Annotated in this window: 18 protein-coding genes and 1 pseudogene; 11 read left to right on the top strand and 8 right to left on the bottom strand. The window is 49.5% G+C overall.

Annotation, left to right across the window (positions count from 1 at the left end; genetic code table 11):
- The first annotated feature begins 45 nt into the window (after positions 1-45).
- From thrS to Undi14_RS10830, 8 genes are all read left to right on the top strand, one after another.
- Entirely contained in the window at positions 46-1,956 is a 1,911-nt protein-coding gene (gene thrS, locus Undi14_RS10865; RefSeq protein WP_200180159.1) for a threonine--tRNA ligase, read from the top strand.
- A gap of 71 nt (positions 1,957-2,027) precedes the next feature.
- Entirely contained in the window at positions 2,028-2,549 is a 522-nt protein-coding gene (gene infC, locus Undi14_RS10860) for a translation initiation factor IF-3 (RefSeq protein WP_186885293.1), read from the top strand.
- A gap of 156 nt (positions 2,550-2,705) precedes the next feature.
- On the top strand, positions 2,706-2,903 hold the full coding sequence (gene rpmI, locus Undi14_RS10855) for a 50S ribosomal protein L35 (protein ID WP_038493025.1): 198 nt from the start codon (positions 2,706-2,708) through the stop codon (positions 2,901-2,903).
- Positions 2,904-2,932: 29 nt separating this feature from the next.
- A complete protein-coding gene (rplT, locus tag Undi14_RS10850; protein WP_186885142.1) occupies positions 2,933-3,292 on the top strand; it encodes a 50S ribosomal protein L20 in 360 nt (119 codons plus the stop codon).
- 126 nt (positions 3,293-3,418) lie between these two features.
- Complete coding sequence (gene pheS, locus Undi14_RS10845) at positions 3,419-4,435, top strand: phenylalanine--tRNA ligase subunit alpha (protein ID WP_186885143.1); 1,017 nt, start codon at positions 3,419-3,421, stop codon at positions 4,433-4,435.
- A 48-nt stretch (positions 4,436-4,483) separates the two neighbouring features.
- The gene (pheT, locus tag Undi14_RS10840) at positions 4,484-6,910 is read left to right on the top strand and encodes a phenylalanine--tRNA ligase subunit beta (RefSeq protein WP_200180157.1); all 2,427 of its coding nucleotides are present in this window, start codon (positions 4,484-4,486) and stop codon (positions 6,908-6,910) included.
- 41 nt (positions 6,911-6,951) lie between these two features.
- Positions 6,952-7,365, top strand: a complete 414-nt coding sequence (locus Undi14_RS10835) for an integration host factor subunit alpha (RefSeq protein ID WP_186885145.1) — start codon at positions 6,952-6,954, stop codon at positions 7,363-7,365.
- Positions 7,366-7,374: 9 nt separating this feature from the next.
- Positions 7,375-7,746 (top strand): MerR family transcriptional regulator, encoded by a 372-nt coding sequence (locus Undi14_RS10830; protein WP_186885146.1) that lies wholly within the window; start codon positions 7,375-7,377, stop codon positions 7,744-7,746.
- Positions 7,747-8,110: 364 nt separating this feature from the next.
- Here the strand turns inward: Undi14_RS10830 and Undi14_RS18510 are convergent.
- A pseudogene (locus Undi14_RS18510) lies at positions 8,111-8,461 on the bottom strand (methyl-accepting chemotaxis protein); the annotation flags it as partial.
- Positions 8,462-10,094: 1,633 nt separating this feature from the next.
- Positions 10,095-10,502 (bottom strand): winged helix-turn-helix transcriptional regulator, encoded by a 408-nt coding sequence (locus Undi14_RS10820; protein WP_370589938.1) that lies wholly within the window; start codon positions 10,500-10,502, stop codon positions 10,095-10,097.
- Between the two features lie 88 nt (positions 10,503-10,590).
- Between Undi14_RS10820 and Undi14_RS10815 the strand changes: the two genes are divergently transcribed.
- Positions 10,591-11,451, top strand: a complete 861-nt coding sequence (locus Undi14_RS10815; protein ID WP_200180153.1) for an SDR family oxidoreductase — start codon at positions 10,591-10,593, stop codon at positions 11,449-11,451.
- A 72-nt stretch (positions 11,452-11,523) separates the two neighbouring features.
- Here Undi14_RS10815 and Undi14_RS10810 read toward each other — a convergent pair whose 3' ends face one another.
- From Undi14_RS10810 to garD, 6 genes are all read right to left on the bottom strand, one after another.
- On the bottom strand, positions 11,524-13,401 hold the full coding sequence (locus Undi14_RS10810; RefSeq protein ID WP_200180151.1) for a potassium transporter Kup: 1,878 nt from the start codon (positions 13,399-13,401) through the stop codon (positions 11,524-11,526).
- 841 nt (positions 13,402-14,242) lie between these two features.
- Positions 14,243-15,589, bottom strand: coding sequence for a hypothetical protein (locus Undi14_RS10805; protein WP_200180149.1), 1,347 nt, complete (start codon positions 15,587-15,589; stop codon positions 14,243-14,245).
- A 529-nt stretch (positions 15,590-16,118) separates the two neighbouring features.
- Complete coding sequence (locus tag Undi14_RS10800; RefSeq protein WP_200180147.1) at positions 16,119-16,805, bottom strand: response regulator; 687 nt, start codon at positions 16,803-16,805, stop codon at positions 16,119-16,121.
- Entirely contained in the window at positions 16,802-18,367 is a 1,566-nt protein-coding gene (locus Undi14_RS10795; RefSeq protein ID WP_200180145.1) for an ATP-binding protein, read from the bottom strand. The genes Undi14_RS10800 and Undi14_RS10795 overlap by 4 nt, the downstream gene beginning before the upstream one ends.
- Before the next feature lie 110 nt (positions 18,368-18,477).
- Entirely contained in the window at positions 18,478-19,302 is an 825-nt protein-coding gene (locus Undi14_RS10790; RefSeq protein ID WP_190479938.1) for an NAD(P)-dependent oxidoreductase, read from the bottom strand.
- Between the two features lie 139 nt (positions 19,303-19,441).
- Complete coding sequence (garD, locus tag Undi14_RS10785; RefSeq protein ID WP_200180143.1) at positions 19,442-20,995, bottom strand: galactarate dehydratase; 1,554 nt, start codon at positions 20,993-20,995, stop codon at positions 19,442-19,444.
- A 379-nt stretch (positions 20,996-21,374) separates the two neighbouring features.
- Here garD and Undi14_RS10780 point away from each other — a divergent pair, with 379 nt between their 5' ends.
- A complete protein-coding gene (locus tag Undi14_RS10780) occupies positions 21,375-22,079 on the top strand; it encodes a FadR/GntR family transcriptional regulator (RefSeq protein ID WP_200180142.1) in 705 nt (234 codons plus the stop codon).
- Positions 22,080-22,293: 214 nt separating this feature from the next.
- Positions 22,294-24,984, top strand: coding sequence for a TonB-dependent siderophore receptor (locus tag Undi14_RS10775; protein ID WP_190479945.1), 2,691 nt, complete (start codon positions 22,294-22,296; stop codon positions 24,982-24,984).
- Positions 24,985-24,999 lie beyond the last annotated feature (15 nt).

Raw genomic sequence — 24,999 nt, 5'->3', positions numbered from 1 at the left:
TCTAATCGCAAATTTCGGCAAACTTCTGCCACTATGGAGAGTGACATGGTCTCAGTAAAACTTCCTGATGGTTCGCAACGTCAATTTGATGCGCCTGTAACCGTGGCGCAAGTTGCTGCCAGTATTGGTGCTGGCCTGGCAAAGGCGGCGCTCGCTGGCAGAGTTGATGGCGTATTGGTGGATACCTCATTCCTGATTGAGCGAGATGCTGAGTTGGCAATTGTGACCGACAAAGATGCGGATGGGTTGGATGTGATTCGTCATTCGACAGCGCATTTGCTGGCTTATGCGGTAAAAGAATTATTTCCCGATGCGCAGGTGACAATTGGGCCTGTGATCGAAAACGGCTTTTATTACGACTTTTCTTATAAGCGTCCATTTACTCCTGATGATTTGCTCGCGATAGAAAAGAAAATGACTGAGCTCGCTAAAAAAGATGAGCAAGTTGTCCGCAAGGTGTTGCCGCGAGATGAGGCCGTTGCTTACTTTAAATCGATCGGTGAAGCGTATAAGGCAGAAATCATTGAGTCGATTCCTGTTGATCAGGATGTCTCTCTTTACACCGAGGGTACTTTTACTGATTTGTGTCGCGGTCCGCACGTGCCATCCACTGGCAAGCTGAAAGTCTTTAAATTGATGAAGCTTGCGGGTGCTTACTGGCGTGGTGATTCTAAGAATGAAATGTTGCAGCGTATTTACGGTACTGCGTTTGTTAAAAAAGAAGATCAGGAGCAATACCTGCACATGCTGGAAGAAGCTGAAAAGCGCGATCACCGCAAGCTGGGTAAGTCGCTGGATTTATTCCATTTTCAGGATGAGGCTCCGGGCCTGGTATTTTGGCACGCGAAAGGCTGGACTATCTGGCAGCAAGTAGAGCAATACATGCGCAAGGTTTATCAGGATTGTGGTTATCAGGAAGTGAAAGGTCCGCAGATTCTCGACAGTAGTCTGTGGGGTAAAACCGGGCACTGGGATAACTATAAAGACAATATGTTTATCACAGAGTCGGAAAATCGCTCTTATGCGTTGAAGCCGATGAATTGCCCTGGACATGTGCAGATTTTCAATTCTGGGATGAAAAGTTATCGCGATCTGCCATTGCGGTTCGGTGAATTCGGTCAGTGTCATCGCAACGAGCCGTCCGGTGCTTTACACGGAATTATGCGTGTGCGCGGCTTTACTCAGGATGATGGACATATTTTTTGTACAGAGGCGCAAATTCAGGATGAGGTAATTGCTTTTCACCCTCAGGCAATGAAGGTCTATGATGACTTTGGCTTTAAAAATATTGCAATCAAACTCGCCTTGCGGCCAGAAAATCGCATTGGCAGCGACGAAGTCTGGGATACCGCTGAAGAAACGCTGCGCGCTGGCTTGCGCGCTTGCGGTGTGACTGAATGGGAAGAGTTGCCGGGTGAGGGCGCATTTTACGGTCCGAAAATCGAATACCACCTGAAGGATAGTTTGGGTCGTCCTTGGCAAGTCGGTACTATGCAGGTCGACTTTTTTATGCCGGGTCGCCTGGGTGCTGAATATGTGGCTGATGATAACAGTCGCAAAGTGCCGGTAATGCTGCATCGCGCTATTGTTGGCTCCATGGAGCGCTTCATCGGAATTTTGATTGAAAACCATGCCGGCGCTTTGCCTTTGTGGTTATCTCCAGTGCAAGTTTCCGTGTTAAATATCTCGGAGTCGCAAGCGGAATACGCAAAATCTGTTGCTGAAATCCTGAAGAAACAAGGGTTTAGAGTTAACACAGATTTGCGTAATGAGAAAATTACCTATAAAATACGCGAGCACTCTATTCAAAAAATGCCTTACATAGTAGTAATAGGCGATAAAGAACGAGATGCAAACACAGTCGCTGTGCGTACGCGTGGCAATCTGGATCTGGGGGTAATGCCTCTTGATGCCTTCATAGCTCGTTTAAAAAACGAAGCAGACACTAAGGTTTAACAGATAAGTCCGCAATCTTGCTGTAAGCGAGATTGGCACGGTAAAGATTTAATTTTTTAAAGGAAACTGCAATAGCTACCGAAAGAACACATCGTATCAACGGGGAAGTTACCGCGCTTGAAGTGCGCTTGTCCGGCGTTGATAATGAACCTCTGGGTATCGTTAAACTGAGTGAGGCATTCCGTTTGGCCGAAGAGGCTAATGTGGATTTGGTGGAAATTGCACCCACTGCCCAGCCTCCTGTTTGTCGTTTGATGGATTACGGCAAGTTTAAATACCAGGAACAGAAAAAAGCTCACGAAGCCAAACTGAAGCAAAAAGTCATTTTGGTGAAAGAAGTGAAGTTCCGTCCTGGTACAGATGATGGTGATTACAACATCAAGCTGCGTAATCTGGTCAAGTTTCTGGATGACGGCGATAAAACAAAGATTACTTTGCGTTTCCGCGGTCGTGAAATGGCGCATCAGGAAATCGGTATGCGTGTGCTTGAGCGCCTGAAGCTTGATTTGGAGCCTTACGGCCAGGTAGAGCAGTTTCCAAAAATGGAAGGGCGCCAGATGGTCATGATTCTGGCACCTAAGAAAAAGAAATAAGTATTTTGTAGTACTTGTTTGGTACGGGTATTACGATAGATCTGTTTCGTGAGGAACAGATCACAATAAGTGAGAAGTAGGCATCCAAGAGTAGCGTTTATTGCTGCCACCTACCATCATATAAAACCGGAGCTGTCGTCAACGACAGATAGTGTTATGCCAAAAATGAAAACAAAGAGCTCTGCTAAGAAGCGCTTTCGTGTACGTCCAGGTGGAACAGTAAAGAGTGGTCACGCTTTCAAGCGCCATATCTTGACTAAAAAGACCACAAAGAACAAACGTCAATTACGTGGTACACGTAACATCAATGCGTCCGACGTGACATCAGTCATGCGCATGATGCCTACCGCTTAACCTCATACTCACTATTTTAAGGAGTTATTATGCCTAGAGTAAAACGTGGGGTTACCGCTCGTGCCCGTCATAAGAAAGTTCTGAACCTTGCTAAAGGTTACCGTGGTCGTCGTAGTAAAGTATTCCGTATTGCTAAGCAAGCAGTTATGCGTGCAGGTCAATACGCATACCGCGATCGCCGCAATAAAAAACGCGTATTCCGCGCATTGTGGATCACTCGTATTAACGCAGCAACCCGTCAACACGGTATGACTTACAGCGTGTTCATGAACGGCTTGAAAAAAGCCTCCATTGAACTCGACCGTAAAGTACTGGCTGACATGGCTGTGATGGACAAACCAGCATTTGCTGCGATTGTTAATCAAGTTAAAGCCAACCTGGCTGCGTAATCAAAGTAATTTGTAGTCGTTGCGATGTGTTAAACATCGCTATATCAAGCGGGGCAGAGGTTGAATCCTATGCCCCGTTTTGTTTTCAGCTCATTATTTCAGCTTCACAGTAAGCGGGAACAACGCATGAACCCTTTAGATCAAATCGTCAGCCAGGCATGTGCTGATTTTCTCGCGGCACCGGATGCCGCTGCACTTGAAAATGCTAAGGCATTGTACCTGGGCAAAAGTGGCCAGATTACCGAACAGATGAAGAGTCTGGGGAAATTGTCTCCGGATGAGCGCAAAGTGCAGGGCGCGGTGATTAATGCTGCTAAAGTCAAAATCGAAAATGCTTTAACTGAGCGTCGTGATGCTTTAGCAGACGCGCAATTGCAGACGCGTTTGAATGCAGAAGCGATCGATGTGACATTGCCCGGGCGTGGGCGTGGTATCGGTGGCATTCATCCTGTGATGCGCACCTGGAAGCGCGTTGAAGAAATTTTCCGCTCAATTGGTTTTGACGTCGCTGACGGCCCTGAGATCGAAACCGACTGGACCAATTTTACTGCTTTGAATAGTCCTGAAAATCATCCTGCCCGCTCTATGCAGGACACTTTCTATATTGATGGTAAGGATAGTCAGGGTAAGCAATTGCTGCTGCGTACGCATACCAGCCCTATGCAGGTGCGATATGCACGCATGAGTAAACCTCCAATCAAAATTATTGCACCTGGCCGCACTTATCGTGTTGACAGTGATGCGACACACTCCCCGATGTTCCATCAGGTTGAGGGCTTATGGATTGCCGAAGATATCAGCTTCGCGGATCTGAAAGGTGTCTATCTGAATTTTGTAAAAGCGTTTTTTGAAACAGACGATTTGCAGGTGCGCTTCCGACCTTCCTATTTTCCATTTACCGAGCCATCAGCCGAAATTGATATCGCTTTCGGTAGCGGGCCTTTAAAAGGTCGTTGGCTGGAAGTATCGGGTTCTGGTCAGGTGCATCCTGCTGTGATCCGGAACATGGGACTCGATCCTGAAAAATACATAGGCTTTGCGTTTGGTTCCGGCCTTGAGCGCCTGACGATGTTGCGTTACGGCGTCAACGATCTGCGCTTGTTCTATGAGGGCGATTTGCGCTTCCTGAAGCAATTCAACTAATTTTTTGAGCAATCTGAGCTCAAGCATCTAACAATAGACGGCTGAATTATGCAATTTTCTGAAAACTGGCTCCGCACCATGGTCAATCCGAAGATGACTTCGGATGAGTTGTCTCATCTGTTGACCATGTCAGGTTTGGAAGTCGAAGAAGTGGAGCCTGTTGCTCCTCCTTTCAACAATGTCGTGGTTGCTGAGATTCGTGAAATCGTCAAGCATCCCGATGCTGATCGTTTAAATGTGTGCCAGGTTGATGTCGGCACCGGCACATTGTTGAATATCGTTTGCGGAGCGCCGAATGTCCGCGTTGGCATGCGTGTGCCTTGTGCAACAACTGGTGCGGTTTTGCCTCCGGGTGCTGACGGTAAGCCTTTCGTGATTAAGGTAGGCAAGTTGCGCGGCGTTGAATCGCAAGGCATGTTGTGTTCTGCACGCGAATTGAAATTGTCTGAAGACCATGGCGGCTTGATGGAATTGCCGTCAGACGCGCCAGTGGGCCAGAATTTCCGTGACTACTATGAGTTGAATGATCTGAAATTTACGATCAAGCTCACACCGAACAAGGCAGACTGCTTATCCGTCTTAGGTGTCGCCAGAGAAGTATCTGCGCTGACTGGAACGCCTTTGCAGATGCCTGTGACGGATGTTATTGCGCCATCCTTGCAGGAAGTGTTGCCGGTGAAAGTATCCGCGTCTGATCTGTGTGGCCGTTTCTGCGGTCGCGTGATTCGTGGCGTCAATGCGAAAGCACCGACCCCAGACTGGATGAAACAACGCCTCGAGCGCAGCGGACAGCGTCCTATCTCTGCGCTTGTTGATATTTCCAATTATGTGATGCTTGAACTCGGGCGTCCATCGCATGTTTTTGATCTCGATAAAATCCATGGCGGACTCAATGTGCGCTGGGGTAAAGTCGGTGAATCACTGAAGCTGCTGAACGGCAATACAGTTGAGGTTGATGAATGGGTTGGCGTGATCGCCGATGAAAAAGAGATCGAATCTCTGGCCGGCATTATGGGGGGTGATTCGACCGCTGTTTCTCTGGATACGCAAAACATTTACCTCGAAGCTGCTTTCTGGTGGCCGCAGGCAATCCAGGGCAGGGGCCGTCGTTTTAATTTCTCTACCGATGCCGGACATCGCTTTGAACGTGGCGTCGATTTTGAAAATATCGTCGAACATATCGAACGTATCAGTGCTTTGATCGTTGAGATTTGTGGTGGCCGTGAACAGGTAAAACTGGGTCCGGTTGATGATCAGATTATTAATTTGCCGCAACGTTTGCCGGTGAAATTACGTACCGCACGGGCGCAAAAAGTTATCGGCGTGCCGTTGACTGATGAGGTCATCGCCGATATTTTCAAACGTCTGGGATTGCAATTTACGCAGCAGACAGGTGAATTCCTGGTGACGCCGCCATCCTATCGTTTCGATATCGAAATCGAAGAAGATCTGATTGAGGAAGTCGCGCGCGTTTACGGTTTTGAGAATATTCCGGCTTTACCTCCGGTTGCCGCGAACGCCATGCTGATCGCGCCGGAAAATCAACGCTCGCTGTTTGATTTGCGTGCGCTGGTTGCTGATATGGATTATCAGGAAGTGGTTAACTACAGCTTCGTTGAAGAAGCCTGGGAAAAAGACTTTGCCGGTAACGATCAGCCTGTGAAGTTATTGAATCCTATCGCTAGTCAGATGAGTGTGATGCGCACCAATCTGATCGGCAGCCTGGTAGCGAATGCTCGCTATAACCTGAATCGTAAAGTCAGCCGTATCCGTGTTTTTGAAATCGGTGCTGTTTATCTGCGTGATGCTTCCGTACAGGATGGCCCGTTGGAAGTCGCTGGTTATCGTCAGCCTAAGCATCTGACCGGACTCGCTTATGGCCCTGTCGTTGAAGAACAATGGGGCGTAGCAACTCGCAATGTTGATTTCTTTGATGTGAAAGCGGATGTCGAGGCCTTGTTTGCGCCAAAAGTTGTGCGTTTCATCAAAAATGAACATGTTGCTTTGCATCCGGGACGTAGTGCCAGCATTGAATGTGACGGCAAGATTGTCGGCTTTATCGGTGAACTGCATCCACGCTTGCAACAAAAATACGATTTGCCGCTGGCGCCGGTTGTCTTTGAAATCGATACAGCAGCTTTGCAATCCGTCAATGTTCCGGTTTATCAGGAAATATCGAAATTCCAGGCTGTGAAGCGTGATCTTGCTCTTGTGGTTAAACAATCCGTTTCCGTGCAAGAGATGATCGATGTGTTTAGCGCTGAAATAGGCCGGAACGAAGCCTGTAAAATTGTGCAAGCTATTGTTTTATTTGATGAATATCGTGGTAAGGGCTTGGAAGCAGATGAGAAAAGTCTTGCTTTCCGCTTTAGCTTACAAGATACTCAAGCTACATTGCAAGATGACAAGGTTGAAGCCGCAATGACCGCATTGACTCAGGCCGCAGGCTTGAAGTTTGCTGCCAAGCTGCGCTAAGATGATTGGCTTACGCCCGTATAGACTAGATGAGTTTGATAATGAATGACGTAAATTCCGCTGAATTTCAATCGGTGCTGGATGCCGATTTAAATCGTGCGATGCTGGAGGCCAGGGCGCGTTCTCAAGCGGAAAAAGAGTTACCCACTTTAACTAAAGCTGAGTTAGCCGAGCTGTTGTTTGAGCAGGTCGGCCTCAACAAGCGCGAAGCTAAAGATATGGTGGAAACCTTTTTCGATGAAATTCGTGATGCACTGGAACGCGGCGAAGCGGTGAAGTTGTCCGGCTTCGGTAATTTTCAGTTAAGAGACAAACCACAGCGTCCCGGGCGCAATCCTAAGACGGGCGAAGAAATTGCGATTACTGCCCGTCGTGTTGTCACCTTCCATGCCAGCCAGAAATTGAAGGGTATGGTGGATGACATCAGCGGTCAACCATTGGCTCATGCTGCTTAAAAGATTCTCATGACTGAAATTAAAATCGAAACAGTGACCTTGCCACCGATTCCGGCCAAGCGTTATTTCACGATTGGAGAAGTAAGCGAATTGTGTGGCGTTAAGCCACACGTTTTGCGTTATTGGGAGCAGGAATTTTCGCAACTGAAGCCGGTAAAACGCCGGGGCAACCGTCGTTATTACCAGCATCATGAAGTGCTTCTGATACGTCGTATCCGCGAACTTTTGTATGAGCAGGGCTTCACGATCAACGGTGCCCGCAATAAACTCGGTAGTGCCGCCGGGCGTATCCAGGAAACTGACGAAGTGGTGGAAACTCCGGTGGATCTGCACTACATCCGTGATGAGCTACGCTCCATACTGAATTTGCTCACCCCGTAAAAAACCGAAGGGCAAAGTGATTGCCCTCGGATGTTTTATTTCCTGATGCTTTACTTCCTTATTATTACCTCTTGATTGTACGCAATCGCACTACGGCAGATTCAGTTTGAGTTTCTGCCGTTTTCAATTCAATTTTCCTTTTCTGTTGTTTTAATCTCAGCAATTGACCTTGTTCTTCATGTTCCACATGAATGTCGCTTTGGTAGATTTTAAATACACTGACTGCATCAATCAGCGCTGAGGCCTGGTCCTCCAGGCTCGCGGTTGATTTCGCTCCCTCGTCTGCGAGGCTGACATTATGTTGTGTGATCTCGTCAATGGCGGCGATTGCTTCATTGACGCTGGAAATACCCATGCTTTGCTCCCGGCTCACATCTGCCACATGCCGGATCAGATCGGTCACTTGGGCGATATTTTCGGCGATTTCCTGCATCGTTTTTCCTACCGAATCAATCATGTTGTTACCGTGTTGTACTGCTTCGCTTGATGTGTTGATTAAGGACTTGATTTCCTTGGCGGCATTCGCGCTGCGCTGCGCGAGATTTCTGACTTCGCTGGCGACTACTGCAAAGCCACGCCCTTCCTGTCCGGCTCTGGCAGCTTCAACTGCCGCGTTGAGCGCAAGGATATTGGTTTGGAATGCAATGCCATCCATCACACCGATAATTTCCGCAATTTTGCGGGAGCCGGATGTGACAGATTGCATCGATACGATGGCCTTATCCATAACCTGCAAGCCTTGTTGCACGTGTTCTGCGGAAGTATTGGCGAGGCTGCTTGCCTGCGCCAGATTGCCGGCATTCTCTTTTACTGTGCTGGTCAGTTCCTCGACTGAGGTTGCAGTTTGTTGCAGAGAGCCAGCCTGCGTTTCAGTACGGTTGGCAAGCTCTGCATTTTCATTATGGATATGATGGGCAATGTTGTTGACGTTTTCAGCGCCAGTACGGATATTTTGTACAAGGTGACTCAAGCCCTGATTCATTTTTGTGACCGCGTTAATCAATTGCGCCAGCTCATCTTGCCCGCTGCGTTCAGGCATCTGAATTAAATCTCCCGATGCCGTTTTTTCGATATTTTCAGTCAGTGTTTTGATATCTCTCGACAGTGCGAAATAGATTCCGAGCAAAAAATAGCTGGCGATCAGTACCAACAACATGAGTGCTGAAAACATTTTGGCTATTTTCTGATTCAGTTGTTGCGCGTGACGCGTCAGGCGCTGATCAATCAGCGTGGAAACGGTGTTACTCGCAGCGTTCAGATTTGCCAGCGTTTCATCGCCGGCTTTTAAAAATGCGTTCCCTGAGCTTTGATTGACTGAAGACAGTACTTCATCTTTGGCTCTTTCCAGATATTGTTCTGAGACGCCGATCGCTGCTTTAAGCGAGCGGAATTCCGCTTGATAATCGGGATTACTTTTTTCCAGAGAATCCACTCTTTGTCGCAACTGCACTAACTCGTATTTCGCCATCAGTTGCAACGAATTGAGCATCACATCTTCGCCACCTTCAAATAAACCAGTGTCGATATATGATGCGCCACGGGCTGACATTACCGCGATTTTCTCTGCGATGGAGGGAATACCGGTCAGATAGATATTCGCCAGTTCATGAGTGACGAAATCGCTGTCGAGAGCGAGCTTGGAAGCATAAGCACGCTCCTGAATTTGCTGATTCAGGCGCTCTGATAATTTGGTGTATTCGGTAAAACTGACGGCAGACTTTAAGCTGGCTTGCTGGCCAATCAGATCTTGCCAGCGTTTTTTTATGTCGTTGTTAACGTCCGGCTTTTTCAGACTCTCATTAATTTGCTTTTGATTCGAGCTGAGTGCGTCAGCGACTTGCTTATTTCCATTGAGCTGCAGATGCTGCAATGCCCTTTGTTTCCGTATCAGGGTTTCCAGATCCTGATATCCGTGTATCTGCTGTGTGGCGAATTGCTTTTCTTTGCTAATGCCGACCTCTGCCCGCATTTCTATGAAGAGCAGCGTCAGAACAATGAAGAGAGGAATAGAAAATGCCGCGGCGATGAACGCGACCTTATGCCCGATGCGAAAACCTTGCGTCAGACGAATGGCGGGAGAGAGGAGTGTGAGCACGATTTTCTTAAAGGAAAAATGCATGGAGGAAACATATTTAACGTGAGAATAGTTCTTAAATATGACTTCGTTATGACCTTAGGGAAGCGTGTTCAGACGCGCCTTGAATTGCCCGGCGGACTCACTGCGGAGCGTGAATCGGCGCCAGATGGGCGAACAGGTGCCGCGCAAATCAAGCGGGGCGAGCACTCAGGCCAGACCCGTTTTGAGTGAAGTGAAAAATGCAATTGGTATGAGCAGCTTGCAGAATTGCCTATTGCTCACTTTTCTGAATTTGTGCCGCGATAATTTCTGGCAGATGAACCTCTATCCAATCTGCCAGCGCTTCCACTTTTTTAGCGATTTCTGTGCCGGATTGCGTCAGCGTGTATTCCACATGCGGCGGTACCACAGGATAAGAAATCCGCTCAACGAAACCATCCGCTTCCAGCCATTGCAAGGTTTGCGCCAGCATTTTTTCACTGATGCCATTGACCTTGCGCCGTAAATCGCTGAAGCGTTGCGTTCCGCTTAGCAGCGCAACCAGAAGCAATACGCCCCAACGACTGGTGACGTGTTTAAGAACTTCTCTGGACGGACATTTCTCGGCGAACAGATCGCCGCGCTGCATTCTGTCTGCCAGGCTCAGTGCAAAAGGTATTTCGACCGCTTTCATTTCCATTCTTTACTTACCTATTTGTACGTACTTACTTTTAGTTAGTTAAGGCGCTATTATGCCTGCTCCTACTCAATTTACAAAGGGATTTGCCATGATAGTCGTCACAGGTGCTTCCGGCCAGCTTGGTCGTTTAGTGATAGAAGCCTTATTAAAAAAAATTCCAGCCGGTGAGATCGTTGCGGCGGTACGTAAGCCAGACAGCGTGAATGATTTGGCCGAGCGCGGTGTACAGGTGCGGCAGATCGATTACAGTCGCCCTGAAACGCTGACCAGCGCATTCAAAAAAGGTGAGAAATTACTGCTCATCTCCAGCAGTGAAATCGGGCAGCGCGTATCTCAGCATAAAGCCGTGATCGATGCGGCGAAAAATGCCGGTGTTGAACTGATTGCCTATACCAGTCTTTTGCATGCAGATTCTTCCCCATTGCCGCTGGCTGCCGAACACAAGGAAACCGAGCAACTGCTGCAGGCTTCAGGTTTGCCAGTCGTCCTGTTAAGAAATGGCTGGTATACCGAGAACTATCTCGCCAGCGTGCCAGCGGCTTTACAGTACGGTGTCTTGCTGGGAAGTGCCGGAGATGGTCGCATTTCATCTGCTGCCCGCGCTGATTACGCCGAGGCCGCGGCTGTCGTGCTGACCAGTGAAAATCAGGCAGGGCGGATTTATGAGCTGGCAGGGGATGATTCGTATTCTTTGCAAGAGCTGGCGCAAGAAATCGCGCGGCAATCAGCTAAAGCAGTGGCTTATCAGAATTTGCCGGAAAGCGCTTACAAAGATGCCTTGCTGAGTGCGGGTCTGCCTGAACCGGTGGCAGTGTTGCTTGCCGAATCTGATGTCGGTGCATCGAAAGGTGGGCTGTTTGATGATAGCCATCAATTGAGCAAACTGATCGCGCGTCCAACAACGGCATTGCCAGTATTGGTCAAAGCGGCTGTCGCGTCGGCATCCTGAAAATAGGAATGCAGCCAGTCATCATCATGCTCATCGATGACTGGCTGCATTTTGCTGAAAATACTTTTTGGCTTAAATCTGCACCCGGGTGCCAAGTTCGATCACACAATTATTCGGCAGATGGAAAAAGTCCACGACACTCAATGAGTTGCGAGACATCAGTGCGAATAAAATTTCTCTCCAGTGCGCCATCCCTGTACCTTTCGTCGGTACAACGATTTCGCGGCTCAGGAAATAGGAAATTTCAAACATATTCAATGTCAGGCCATGTGCCTTACACAACTCCAGCGCTTTCGGAATATCCGGCGTATTTTTAAAGCCATAGTTCAGTTTCACTTTCCAGAAACCAGGTGCTAAAGCTTCGACCTGTACCCGTTCTTCAAACGGCACCCACGGCACATCATGAAACTTCACCGTCAAGATGATATTGCGTTCATGCAGCACCTGATTGTGTTTCAGATTATGTAATAAGGCTTGCGGCACCGTATCTGGGTTCGCGACGGCATACACCGCTGTGCGCGATGCGCGCGGCGTGTTGTCACCGGATAAGGCGGTTACGAAAGGCAATAACTCAGGATCGCCTTTGCGTATGCTGTCGATCAATAATTCGCGGCCACGTCTCCAGGTCGCCATCACCAGAAAGATCGCAACGCCCATCGCCAGCGGAAACCATCCGCCCTGCAAAAATTTCAGCGAACACGCGACAACCAGCAAAACATCCAGCGTTAAAAATACGCCGGTCGCAGTGACTGCCAACGCGAATGGCATTTTCCAGCCGTGATGAATCACGAAAAAAGTTAAGATGGTCGTAATCATCATCGTCACCGTCACGGCTATCCCGTAGGCTGCCGCCATCGCGGAAGAGCTGCCAAAGCCGACAACGGCGAACAATACGCCAGCGAGCAGCAACCAGTTAACGCCGGGCATATAAATTTGCCCCATCTCTTTCGCCGAGGTGAAGTTCACCTGCATGCGCGGCAGCAGCCCTAACTGCACTGCCTGCTTGGTCATCGAATACGCACCGGAAATAACTGCTTGCGAAGCGATGACGGTGGCGATCGTTGCCAGTACCACGGCGGGTATTAGAAAATGCTCTGGGAATAAGCGGAAAAACGGGTTTTCAATTGCCGATGGATCGCGCATCAGCAAGGCACCCTGGCCCATGTAGTTGATCGCCAGCGCAGGTAATACCATGCCTGTCCATGCTAATTGGATAGGGCGTTTTCCAAAGTGCCCCATGTCTGCATACAGCGCTTCAGCACCCGTAAACGCGAGCACGATCGCACCGATCACGATAAAAATATGCCAGCCTTGCGAGCTTAAAAAACGAATCGCGTTCAGCGGATTCAGTGCAGCAAGAATCGCCGGTTGCAACATGATTTCACTGATCCCCGCAACGGCTAACACAGCAAACCAGATCACAATCACCGGGCCAAACAGCTTGCCAACCACCGCTGTGCCGTAGCGCTGCACAGCGAACAAGGCTATCAATACGCCGATAGAGATCGGTAAGACGTAGGGCTTAAATCCCAGCGACACCACCTCTAAACCCTCGACTGCGCTCAGTACAGAAATCGCCGGAGTGATAATACTGTCGCCATAAAATAAAGACGCACCGAAGACGCCGGTCAGCAACAGGATTAAGCGTCGCTGCCCCGTATCACCAGCGGCTTTCGCCGCTAATGCGGTGAGCGCCATGATGCCGCCTTCGCCCCGGTTATCTGCGCGCAAGATCAGCAGAACATACTTCAGCGTCACCACCATCATCAAACCCCAGAAGATGACCGACACCGCGCCGATCAGATGCGTCGCATTCAAAGGCACGCCCGTCGCAGGGCTGAATACCTCTTTCATGGTGTACAAAGGGCTGGTACCGATATCGCCATAGACCACGCCCAGCGCACCGAGCGTTAAGGCAGCCATGCTTTCGCGGCCAGAATGTTGACTCATACAATTCCCGAAATTCAATGAACAGGAACGCACTATGCAGTGGCGGGTATCAGGAAAGCATAAGGAAAAATCAGGACTGAAGTGGTCGCTGCATCAGGCGTGTGCTTTTCCAACACAACACAGCCCACATCGCAGCGGCGCAGCTTTTGGCGAGGTGCGCAGGTTCAGCAGGGTAGATTTACTTTTTGCAGCCGATGCGTGTTTTTTAGATAGATCGGCGCAACTGACTTGTACTGCTGGCGTTAAGTCAGCAACAGGATTAAGTGGTACGTAAAACCCGATGCGAACAGCCCGGATTCCGCATACTCCCCCCTGTTTTTAATAAAACACCCAAAATCTCAGCACAAACATTGGGCTTATAAACATACCCCGGGGAGTATATTTTTGGCATTTTGAGGGGCTTGAATGTGCTGGATTGGCTACTTGACGCCGGGTGGGTAACGCTGGCATCAGTTGATGCGATTGTTTTTTAGAGGGAGCTTAAAGCTGGGGTGTAGCCTAGAGCTTCATAATACCTACCCAAGGACTCCCAATATAAAAAGCATAGCTTTATTCCTAAGAGTGCAATGAGCCCTATTCTTACTGCCCCAGCATGTTCTCAATCCTCCGCCATCGATTGCAAAATCCTTTTGTATTTTCAGCAAGAGATGTCGAGCAAGTATCCACCACGAAATAGTTTGTGGAATATATAGTATTCACTGCGAGATCAAGTCGAGTGTGAAGTTAAGTAAGTAGTAAAGCCAAAACAAAACGCAGGGAACGACCCATGTTAGCATCCGCCTTGAACCTATAGTTAGCCTGATGGCTGATGGTTAACTGTTTGCGCACAATGAATTGCCGTCTAATCTTGCTCATGATAATCAAGTGGCTTGTGATAAAGGGATGGAAAATGATAGTCCTTGGTGTAGAAGGCCGCGCCTGAGAACTCGTTTTCGGATTGGTCTGTCCACACCCAGCTATTCATTCTTGTTTTGAGTACACCATATTGGCCGGGCGCTGCAAGTTCCGTCATTACGTCTCGGATAAATGCTCGGTACCGCTTGCTTAGGAAGTACTGCTTGTATAGGGAAGATGGCATCCGCATGCGAATTGCCGAATCGTCACCTTCAACTTTTATGCCAACGAGAGTCGTGGGTGGGGCAAGTCGAATTATTCGCTGATCAATGCCTCGTTCCAGTAGAAAATTTTGCCCGACAACTTCAATGTCTCTGGCAATCTTGCTTAATGGTGTGTAATTTCCAAGTTCGCTTTGCTTGTTGGCTTCGCTCAGCATTTCTCGAAGCTCAACAACCTCCTTCTCCTCACGTATTTGGCCTAAGACTTGAATGAATTCGTCGCCATTCCGGCTCTCTTTCGCGAGCAGCGGAAGAAATGTGGGCATTGGTATGTTGATAGATGCAGGTGCCCGGCCAAGCTTTTCCAAGCCTTCGTGCAAGGTACCTCGAAACTTGGCGAATCCGCTTGAGAACACGCTGTCGAACTTAGATGCGCTAGCGGCTCCGATGTTCACGCGTGAAAGAAAATCGTTGGCAAAGAAATCTCTAAGGGGGTGCGGCATGTATGCGAGGTCATGCTTTGCAGCAAAGGCTTGGTGCCATATGTATTGATGACCAAGCCAACCCATGACCGCAAGCATTCGCTGAACATGTCGGGACATTTTGTCCCATTCAACGATCTTGCCGTTCTTGGCGTAAATCTGTAAATCTCTTCCAAGGTCGTCGTCCCTCGGGCTTGACAGAAGAGCTTCGATTAATGGACTCTCTTTTTCGACTCCATGAGCGCGGAAGACCAGAAAGAACTCAGAGCTGCTGTGTTCCCAAATGAACTTACTAAACGCTTGAACTTGGCCAAAGTATTCACTGAAAAGTGTGCGGTCCTGCCCCTCCTTGTAAGCCTCACGCCAGGGCTCAGCAAGACCGCGTGCTATAGTGTTAAGCGCCGTATCTAGAGGTTCTGGTACAGGTAAGAATTCGACGCCTAACGAAGAAAGTAGCTTCTTTCTTGCTGGGGTGAATTGCTCCTTGTAGTTATCCGGCACAACTACATTTTCGCAAAGAAGCAGGGCTTCAGCGAACCTGCCGAGTGCTGCTTGCTCAATGTCAAGTACCCCTAAGTCGCGCAACTTAGCCTTTCCCAGTGCGCGTTGGATGCTCGACACAGTCGCATTATCGATTAGTGCTGTCGTCATATTGAATTGAAAGGTTGATTTTTATTTAATTTGACAAAAATGAAGCTTAACCCGGAATGTTAAAAAACACCATTTTCTTCAAGTGCCTCGAAAGCCGCATGAAGTCTTACTCCATTTGGTTGTACTGGGTATAGACTCAGTAATAACCAAGCGGACACTAACATCACTTCACCGGCGTCCAAACCCCGTTTACCTCAACAGCTGCGGGAATATTGACGTGATTAGCGTTCACGCTTCGTACTTGAACAGCCACGCGCATGGGACACGCATCTGCCTATGCTGGCAACAGACAAAAATCACCCTCAAAACGGCAGGAAAACAGCCGTAATTCTGCATACTCCCCCCCTATTTTTAATAAAACACTCGAAATCCCTGCATAAACATTGGGCTTGTAGATATACCCCGGGGAGTATATTTTGAGCATTTTGAGCAGAGCTGCTGACCGATTGCTCACTTATGCGCTGGGTAACTTCAGCGACTATCACCAATCTGGTAGCAGCGTTGCTTACACCCGATGGCAATGGCGGCGCTAGATGGCGGCCAGGCGATAGCCGACGCCGGTTTCTGTCAGCAGGTAGCGGGGTTCTGTCGGGTTGTCTTCGATTTTTGCACGCAGTTGTGCCATGTAGAGTCGCAGGTAATGCGTGTGGTCGATGAATTCTTCGCCCCAGACATCCACCAGCAGTTGGCGGTGCGTGACGACTTTGCCGCTGCTGCGCACCAGGCGTGCGAGCAAGCTGAATTCGGTTTTGGTCAGATGCAGAACCTGGCCGTGGCGTTCGACAAGGCGGGTGGTCAGATCGATGTGTAAGCCATCCAGCGTGTATTCGGTCGTGGCGGCGGGCACGTTGGTTCCCCGGTGACGCAAGGCGACTCTGATACGCGCCAGCATTTCGCCGACGCTGAATGGTTTCGTCAGATAGTCGTCTGCGCCTGCATCCAGCAGGGCAATTTTTTCGGTTTCCTGATGTCTGGCTGAAACGATCAGGATAGGCAGATTGCTTTGCTTGCGCACCTGGCGCACCAGGTCTGCACCGTTACCATCGGGCAGGCCCAGATCGAGCACCATCACATCCGGTAACGCATGTTTTAAGATGGCGCTGGCTTCGCTGATGGAGACGGCGGTTTGCACAGTAAAACCTTCGACAGACAACGATGCCTGTATCAGTGAGCGTATCTCTTTGTCGTCTTCCACCACTAACACGCGGATGCTCATGACAACTCTCCTGCAAGTGCGGGTGGTTGCGCATCTAATGACAACTGCAAGCTGAATTCGCTGCCGCCTTCCTGCGGCTGGTTCAGCACCAGATTGCCGCCATGCACGGTTGCGATGGCCTTGCAAACGGCGAGCCCGAGTCCTGAACCGCGCTGGCTGCTGCGATCGGTGTGGTCGCCACGCACATAGGGTTCAAAAATGCTGAGTTGTTCGTGTTCCGGTATGCCTTTGCCGCTGTCTTTCACCGAGATCCGCATCCATTGCTGATGGTGATCGGCATTGTGTTCATCAGAACCTTGTGTGCTCTGTATGCTGACGTGCAGTTGTATGTCGCCATCGGTATATTTCAGGGCGTTTTCCAGCAAATTCGCCAGCAGTTGCGAAATCAAAACCGGATCGACCCTGACTAATGGCAGTTCTTTCGGCAGTTGAAAGTGTATGCGTTTGTCTGTGTCATGTTGACGCACCCGTGCCAGCACGCTGCCGATGATTTCTTCTATGGATTCCCAATCCCGCACCAGTGATTGCGGCGTGTTTTCCAGCCGCACCAGTTGCAGGGTGTTTTCTGTCAGCGCTGATAAATATCCGGCTTCTTTGATGATGCTGTCGAGCAGGTGTTCTTGTTCGGCTGTGCTGAGTTTGGCATGCTGAAGTTGCAGCGCCGATGCGGCACCAACGACGACGGCTAAGGGTGTTCGTAAATCATGCGAGACCGCCGCTAAGAATATGCCCTGTAATTGCTGGCGCTCTGTTTCGCGTTGCGCAGCCAGAATGCTGGCGTTCAGCCGCAAACGCAACAGCGCCTGCGCCAGTATCGTACAAAGGGCTTCGGCATGCTGGCGGCCGCTGCTGTCATCGCGCGCAACGGCTTGTATGCATACCGCGCCCAGCATTTGCCCGTGCGGATGTTGATCGCCTATGGGTAAATACCATGCATCCAGATCAGACCAGCGGTTGGTGCCTGCGCCGATCACGCTGCCTTCTTTCATGCAGCACACCATGCCATCATGTATGGTCGCCGGTAGCTCATTGCGGCAATGTAGTTTTCCGCTGGCGTCGTTCAGACCAAGCAGGTTGACGCCGGAAAAAGAATCGTCGAATGCTTGTTGCCCTAAGCTGGAAATATCGTCAGCGGTATTACATGCGGCGAGTCGCACCGCCAGATGTTGCAATTGTCGTGCGCGTTGCTCATTCAGGTGCGCAATCTCAGTTTCGCGGCGCAGACCGGATGTCAGGCGGTGAATCACCAAGGCCAGCACCAGCATCGTTATCAGGGCAATGAAATGTTCCGACTGATCTATTCGGAACGTCCAACGGGGCGGGACAAAAAAGAAATTCAGCGCAGCCACCGCGGCGAGGGCGCAGGTGACAGAGTAAATCCAGCTTAGACTGTATGCAGCGATAACGACCGCCAGCACATAGATCATGGATTGACTGGTGAGTGAGACATAAGGGTCAATCAATGCGTTGACGCCGCTGGCTAGTGCCAGCAGTAAAAAGATAGAAAAGCTATCTCTTAACGGGGAGTGCGGTCGCTGCAGGAGTTCAGTGATTTTGTTCATCTGAGCAGCGTACCATAGACGATATTAAGAACGCATCAGGATTTTCTGACTGATTCAATCACGGAAATGTCAGCGCCAGTTGATCGCATCACTGGCGCTGTTATTGCAACTTATGGTTTGTACTGTGGGCCGCTCAGAATGAAGCCGCCACCCTGATAAGTGCTGCCGACATCATCCGCGTCTGGATAGCGACCTGTATCCGGGAATAAATGCGCAAATTTATCTGAGCTGTCTTTTGGTTCGTAGCCCAGATGCGATGCCGCGTGATTGCTCCACCATTTTTCACGATTGTCGGAGACACCGAATACGATGGTATAGCCAACGCGCGGGGTGAAGGCTGCGCAACGCAGTAATTCAACTAAATCGTCATAACTCAGGTAGGTCGTCAGCATGCGGCGATTGGCCGGTGCAGGGAAGGCGGAACCTATGCGTACGCACACGGTTTCGATGCCAACGCGGTCGTAATAATAGCGGGACAGGCTTTCACCAAAACATTTACTGACACCATAGATGCCATCCGGACGCGGTGGCATCGTCGCATCAATGAAATCAGTGGTTTTGTAAAAACCGATAGTGTGGTTAGAGCTGGCGAAAATCACGCGACGGACTTTATGGTGATGCGCCGCCTCGTAAATGTTGTAGGTGCCTTGAATATTGGCACGCATGATGTCTTCAAAACTGGCTTCAACAGAGATGCCGCCGAAATGCAGAATCAGTTCTACATCTTTCACCAGATCCATTACCGCTGCTTTGTCGGCAAGGTCGCACTGGACGACTTCTTCGCCTTCTTGCGCAGCACCAAGATCAGCCAGATCGCTGACACGTAAAATATCCGTCCAGTCTTTCAGTTTTTCGCGCAGAATTTTTCCCAGACCGCCAGCGGCGCCGGTCAATAAGATGCGGTGAAAAGGTTTTGCTGCAACTTGTTGGTTCATAGGGGTCCTCGTTTTTATTTTGTGTAGTGAATCGGGTCAGTAATTGCTTAATTTGATTAACTTGATCCGTTGCAATTGCCGCTGACAGGTAATTGAAATCGGTCTGTCAGCAGCATAGATTGCGATCAGCGATCAACAATCAGGTAATTGGTGCCGGATTGAACAAGACCAGAGCGTTATGCAGTTTCCATTCTTCAGCCCAGGTTTTTTTACCGCTGGCGACATCAAGCATCATATGGAAAAGTTCCCAGCCTATGTCTTCTATCGTGGAGCTACCAGTTGCAATCTTACCGGCATTAATATCCATCAGATCATGCCAGCGCCGCGCCAGATCATCGCGTGTCGCCACCTTAATCACTGGTACAGGAGCCAGACCGTAAGGGGTGCCGCGGCCTGTGGTGAAGATATGCAGATTCATTCCGGCTGCGACTTGCAAGGTGCCGCAAATAAAATCACTGGCAGGCGTTGCTGCGTAAATCAGGCCGCGCTGCTGAAGTTTTTCGCCGGGCGATAACACACCTGAAATTGGCGATGAGCCTGATTTGACGATGGACCCCATGGCTTTTTCAACGATGTTGGAGAGCCCACCTTTTTTGTTTCCCGGGGTCGTGTTGGCGCTGCGGTCAGCTCCGCCACGTTTGAGATAATCGTCATACCATTGCATTTCCCTGATCATGGCATTGGCGACTTCCGGGCTCGTGGCGCGTGAAGTGAGTTGATCGATGCCGTCGCGCACTTCTGTCACTTCGGAAAACATCACGCTGGCACCAGCACGTACTAATAAGTCCGTCGCAAAACCGACCGCAGGGTTTGCGGTCACGCCGGAAAAAGCATCGCTGCCACCGCATTGCACACCAACGACCAGATCAGAAGCAGGGCATACCACGCGCTGACGTTGATTCAGTATCGTCAACTGCGCTTTGGCTTGCCCCATGATGGATTGAATCATCGATTGAAAGCCAACGTGCGCAGCGTCTTGCAGGCAAACAACGGGAGGCTGCGCTTCATTCTTAATCGGGAAACTACCGGCAGGGAATAGTTTGGCTGGTTGTAATTTCTCACAACCGAGGCTGACGACCATTGCCTGTCCGCCGAAATTCGGGTTGCGTGCGATGTTTCTGATGGTACGAATCGGGATTTCTGCACCCGGCGCATCAATCGCAACACCGCAACCATAGGTGTGTTCAATCCCAATAACGTCATCGACGTTTGGGAAGTCCGGCAGCAATTCTGCCTTGATGCGTTTGACTGCATGTTCGACCACGCCTGATACACATTGCACAGTCGTGGTGATGGCGAGGATATTACGTGTCCCGACGCTGCCATCGTCATTCCGATAGCCCATGAAAGTATGACCCTCAAGCGGCGGCAATGGCTTTGGCGATACAGTTGCAATCGGCAGGTTATCCAGTGCACGGGCATCCGGCATGCGTATTAATGTTTCGTTGAGCCACTGACCACGCTTTACATCGGTGTTGGTATAGCCAATCGTCACGTTATAACGCCGGATGGCGCTGCCTTCGGGTAAGTCTGTTAACGCGACTTTATGTCCCTGAGGAACATGATCCACAAGTTCCAGAGCGCAGGGGAACACGGTATGTGCCGGCAGCCCGCCATCATTGACGACGATGGCGACGTTGTCATTGTCGTGCATCTTGATATACAAGGGTTTTTGCTCGGAAGTAAGCTGCATGAAATATCCTTTGCCTGGTTTTGCGTTGGTGTTATTTTTTGACTAGCGCAAAATTTTAAAAAATTGGTCAGGCCAGATGATAACTGGATAGACCGAAATGCGCCGATGTCACAAAATATTTTTATTGGAACAGGTATGCGTAATTTTGTAGATTAGTTGAATTTTTAGAGTTAATTTCATTTAAATTCAATGGTTTATCGCATTTTAACTGGGAGTGCTGCGGCCGTTTCGTTATAATCTTTGGTGCCGAATTTGTGGTGAGTATGCCACTATGATAAATTTTTGGCTAGTCCAGATTGATGTTTTGGTCAGACCAAATTAGAATGGCCTGACCGAACAAAAAATGACTGGCTGTTCTGTTGAATAAGGTCGTCAAAAAATGAATAAAAAAAATAATGTGGGACAGAGCGAGACAATTTCTCATGAGCCGCGCCTGTATCGCGTCGTGGCAGACAAGATTAAGGGATTGATTGCTGAAGAAGAAATCAAACCTGGTGAGCGTCTTCCATCCGAGCGAGATCTGGCAACAAAGCTCAGCGTATCACGCGCGTCCTTACGTGAAGCACTTATTGCACTTGAACTGAGCGGTACGGTTGAAGTGCGTGGCGGTTCTGGTGTGTATGTCAGTCAGGTTGTTGAATCAGAGGCGCATTTGCCTGAAGTCGGTGCCGGGCCATTTGAAGTGTTATCGGCACGGCGCTTGATTGAATCAGAAGTCGCAGCGATTGCGGCACGTGTGGCGACTGATTCGGCGATTGATGACATTTTAAAAGCGGTACTGGAGATGGAAGCGCATCACGCGAATTACGCCAGCAATGAAAGTGCGGACAGGAATTTTCATCTGTCCATCGCCAGAGCAACGGGTAATAGCGCGTTAGTCGGTGCTGTCGAATATTTATGGAATCAACGTGGCCGCTTATGGCACAAATTGAAGGAGCATTTTCAGACAGAAGAATTACGTCATGAAACATTGACGGACCATAGAAACATTCTGGAGGCGATTGCCTCACATGATCCGGCGGCTGCCCGCAAAGCGATGCGGGCGCATCTGGAACGTGTAACCAGAACTTTTTCTCGCGGCTGAAACACTGATAAGGCAAAGACACATTTGCCAGTTTTAGCGGTAGAGACTACCGATTTTTCGACCGGCTGAGACCCCGGTGAGACACTGATATTTTTTGTGTACTCATCTTCGTCGCAGCGGCACGGAGTACGCGAGGTGCTCCAGACAAGTCACTCACCACCAAAACCGGGAGTGACATCGTTGATGAAAAATAGGAGTTTGAGGAGACATTAGAATGAAAAAGAAAGTAACGAGCCGTTCCGCATTTATGCTGAGCAGCGTCAGTATTGCTGTTCTGACGCTGGTCAATCAGGTGCAGGCAGAAGAAATACAAAAGGTAGAAGTCACGGGGTCTTCTATCCGTCGCCTGGCTACCGAGGCATCGTTGCCTGTCACGATGGTGACTGGTGAAGAGCTGGAAAAACGTGGTATGACCACACTTGCCGATCTGATGATGGCATTGCCGGAATCAGCATCGCTGGCACCTTCAAATGCAGGCTCAGGTACAAACATCAATCTGCGTGGTTTGGGTGTTAACCGCACGCTGGTGTTGTTGAATGGCCGTCGTCTGGCGAACGAAGCGATTGCCGATGGCTATGCCAATCTGGACGTGATTCCTATGAGTGCGATTGCACGCGTAGAGATATTGCGTGATGGCGCTTCCTCGATTTACGGTTCGGATGCGATCGGTGGCGTAGTTAACTTCATCACCAAACGCACATTTGAAGGTAAATCGATATCTGCGCAATTGGTACAGCCGCAAAAAAATGGTGGTGCAGATGAGCAGCGTATCAGCGGAACTGTCGGTTTCGGCAACCTGGCACAAGATGGCTGGAACTGGTATGCCACTGTTGACGCGCATCGTCGCAGTCGTCTGGCGGCATCAGATCGCGCCGAATTAAGTACAAATGATATTCTGACGAGTATTGGTCGTGCACCCGCATTGGGTAGTGGCGGGTATTCGATGCCTGCCAACTTCACGACCGCAACAAATAAAAACGCACAAAATCCTTACTACGCTTCAGGTTGCCAATCACCATATTCGATGCAAGGTGCAAAAAATACTTGTATTTTGAATGACGCTGCATACGGTAGTGCTTTGTATGGCAATGAGCAGGTGACGTTCTACACCAAATTCACAAAACGCTTCAATGAAGATCACACCTTGACGGTGGATTACATGCGCGGACAGGAATACATCCTAGGCACTAAAAATCCAACAACAAGTCTGGCTGCGAATGGTGTGACGGCGCAATTACCGTCAAGCAGTAAATGGTATCCGGGCGGCAGTGGTGGGGTACCTGCGGTCGCTGGTCTGAAGGGCGAACCTCTGACTGTCACCTGGAGTGTTGCAGATCTGGGGCTGGCAACAACCAAAGATAAACAAGTGAACCAACGTATCGCCGTGAACGACGAAGGGCGTATCGCCTCATGGGACTACAAACTTGGTTTTGTTTATGGTCACAGTCTGCGTGAAAACTACTATGACTCTGGTTATGTAAGCGGGGCTGATTTACTGAAAGGTATTAGCAACGGCACCCTGAATCCATTTGGTTTACAAGATTCGGCCGGGCTGGCATATCTGAAAAGTATCTCAGTCGATGGCGCCTTGAACCGGCATTCTGTCAGTACATTTACTGGCGTCGATCTGACGGTGTCGCGTGAGTTGTCAAATCTGGCCGGCGGCCCGATGATGCTGGCGCTGGGTACGGACTATCACCGTGATACGACGGAAGATCAAAAGACGGACATCACTAATATTGCAACATATGCAGGCGCTTCGCCATCGTTTGCGAAATCCAGCCGGAATGTCGCTGCGGCTTACGCTGAGTTAGAAGTACCATTGACCAAAGAACTGAATCTGAACTTTGCAGTACGTGACGATCATTTCAGCGATTTCGGCAATACGATCAACCCTAAAGCTAGTTTCCGCTACCAACCGACCAAAGAACTGATGTTCCGTGGTTCTGCTAACACGGGTTTCCGTGCACCGACTTTGTTCGACCGCTATGGTTATCGTTTGCCAGGTGCAACGACAAAAACCGCAGCGAAATGGGATGATCCAGTGCAATGTCCGGGCGGCACGCCAGGCGTCGCGGGCACGGGTAAAGCCTTACCCGGTCTGGTGGCTTCCACGGTCTGTAATACGACCTTGCCTAAGCAAACCGGTAGCAACGCTGATTTGCAGCCAGAAAAATCCAAAGGTTATACCTTCGGTCTCGTGGTTGAACCGCTGAAAAATCTGACAGTATCGGCTGATTACTGGCATATAGAAATGACCGACATGCTGGCGAACTTGCCAGAACAGGTCTATTTCACGAATCCGCAAAAATATGCTGATCTGTTTGTGCGTAATGCAGATGGTTCACTGGCGTTCATCAAAAATGTCACGATGAATCTGGGTGGTCAAAAAGCGTCTGGTATCGACGTTTCACTGGCATATGCTTTCCCGAAAACATCCGCAGGCAATTTTAAGGTGAAACTTGACGGTACTTATCTGACGCAGTTTGATAATCAGCTGGAAAAAGATAGCCCGTATGTGTCGAATATCGGTCGTTTTGGTGCAGCAAGCAATGGCACCACTTCCAGTATGCCTATCATCACTTTCCGTTGGAAGCACACACTGAGTTTATCCTGGGATCGTGGCGACTGGGCATCACAGTTGACGCAAAACTTCAACACTGGTTATCACGATCAGAACCTGGTTGCACCAGAGTATTTCCGTGATATCGAGTCGTATTCCATCTGGAACTGGACAGTGAATTACCGTGGCTTTAAAAACATGGCAATTTCCGCAGGCATTTCGAATCTTCTGAATGCCCGTCCTCCTGTCACTAATCATAACGCTTACACCTACGGTTATCTGAGCAGCGCCGCGAGCCCTGTTGGCCGTGCTTTAAATGTTCGCTTGTCTTACGACTTCTGATAGTGCTTAGTCCCT

The organism is Undibacterium sp. 14-3-2 (assembly GCF_016595265.1).
In the GTDB taxonomy this organism is placed as follows: Bacteria; Pseudomonadota; Gammaproteobacteria; order Burkholderiales; family Burkholderiaceae_D; genus Undibacterium; species Undibacterium aquatile.
This window is presented reverse-complemented; position numbering and strand designations above follow the sequence as displayed.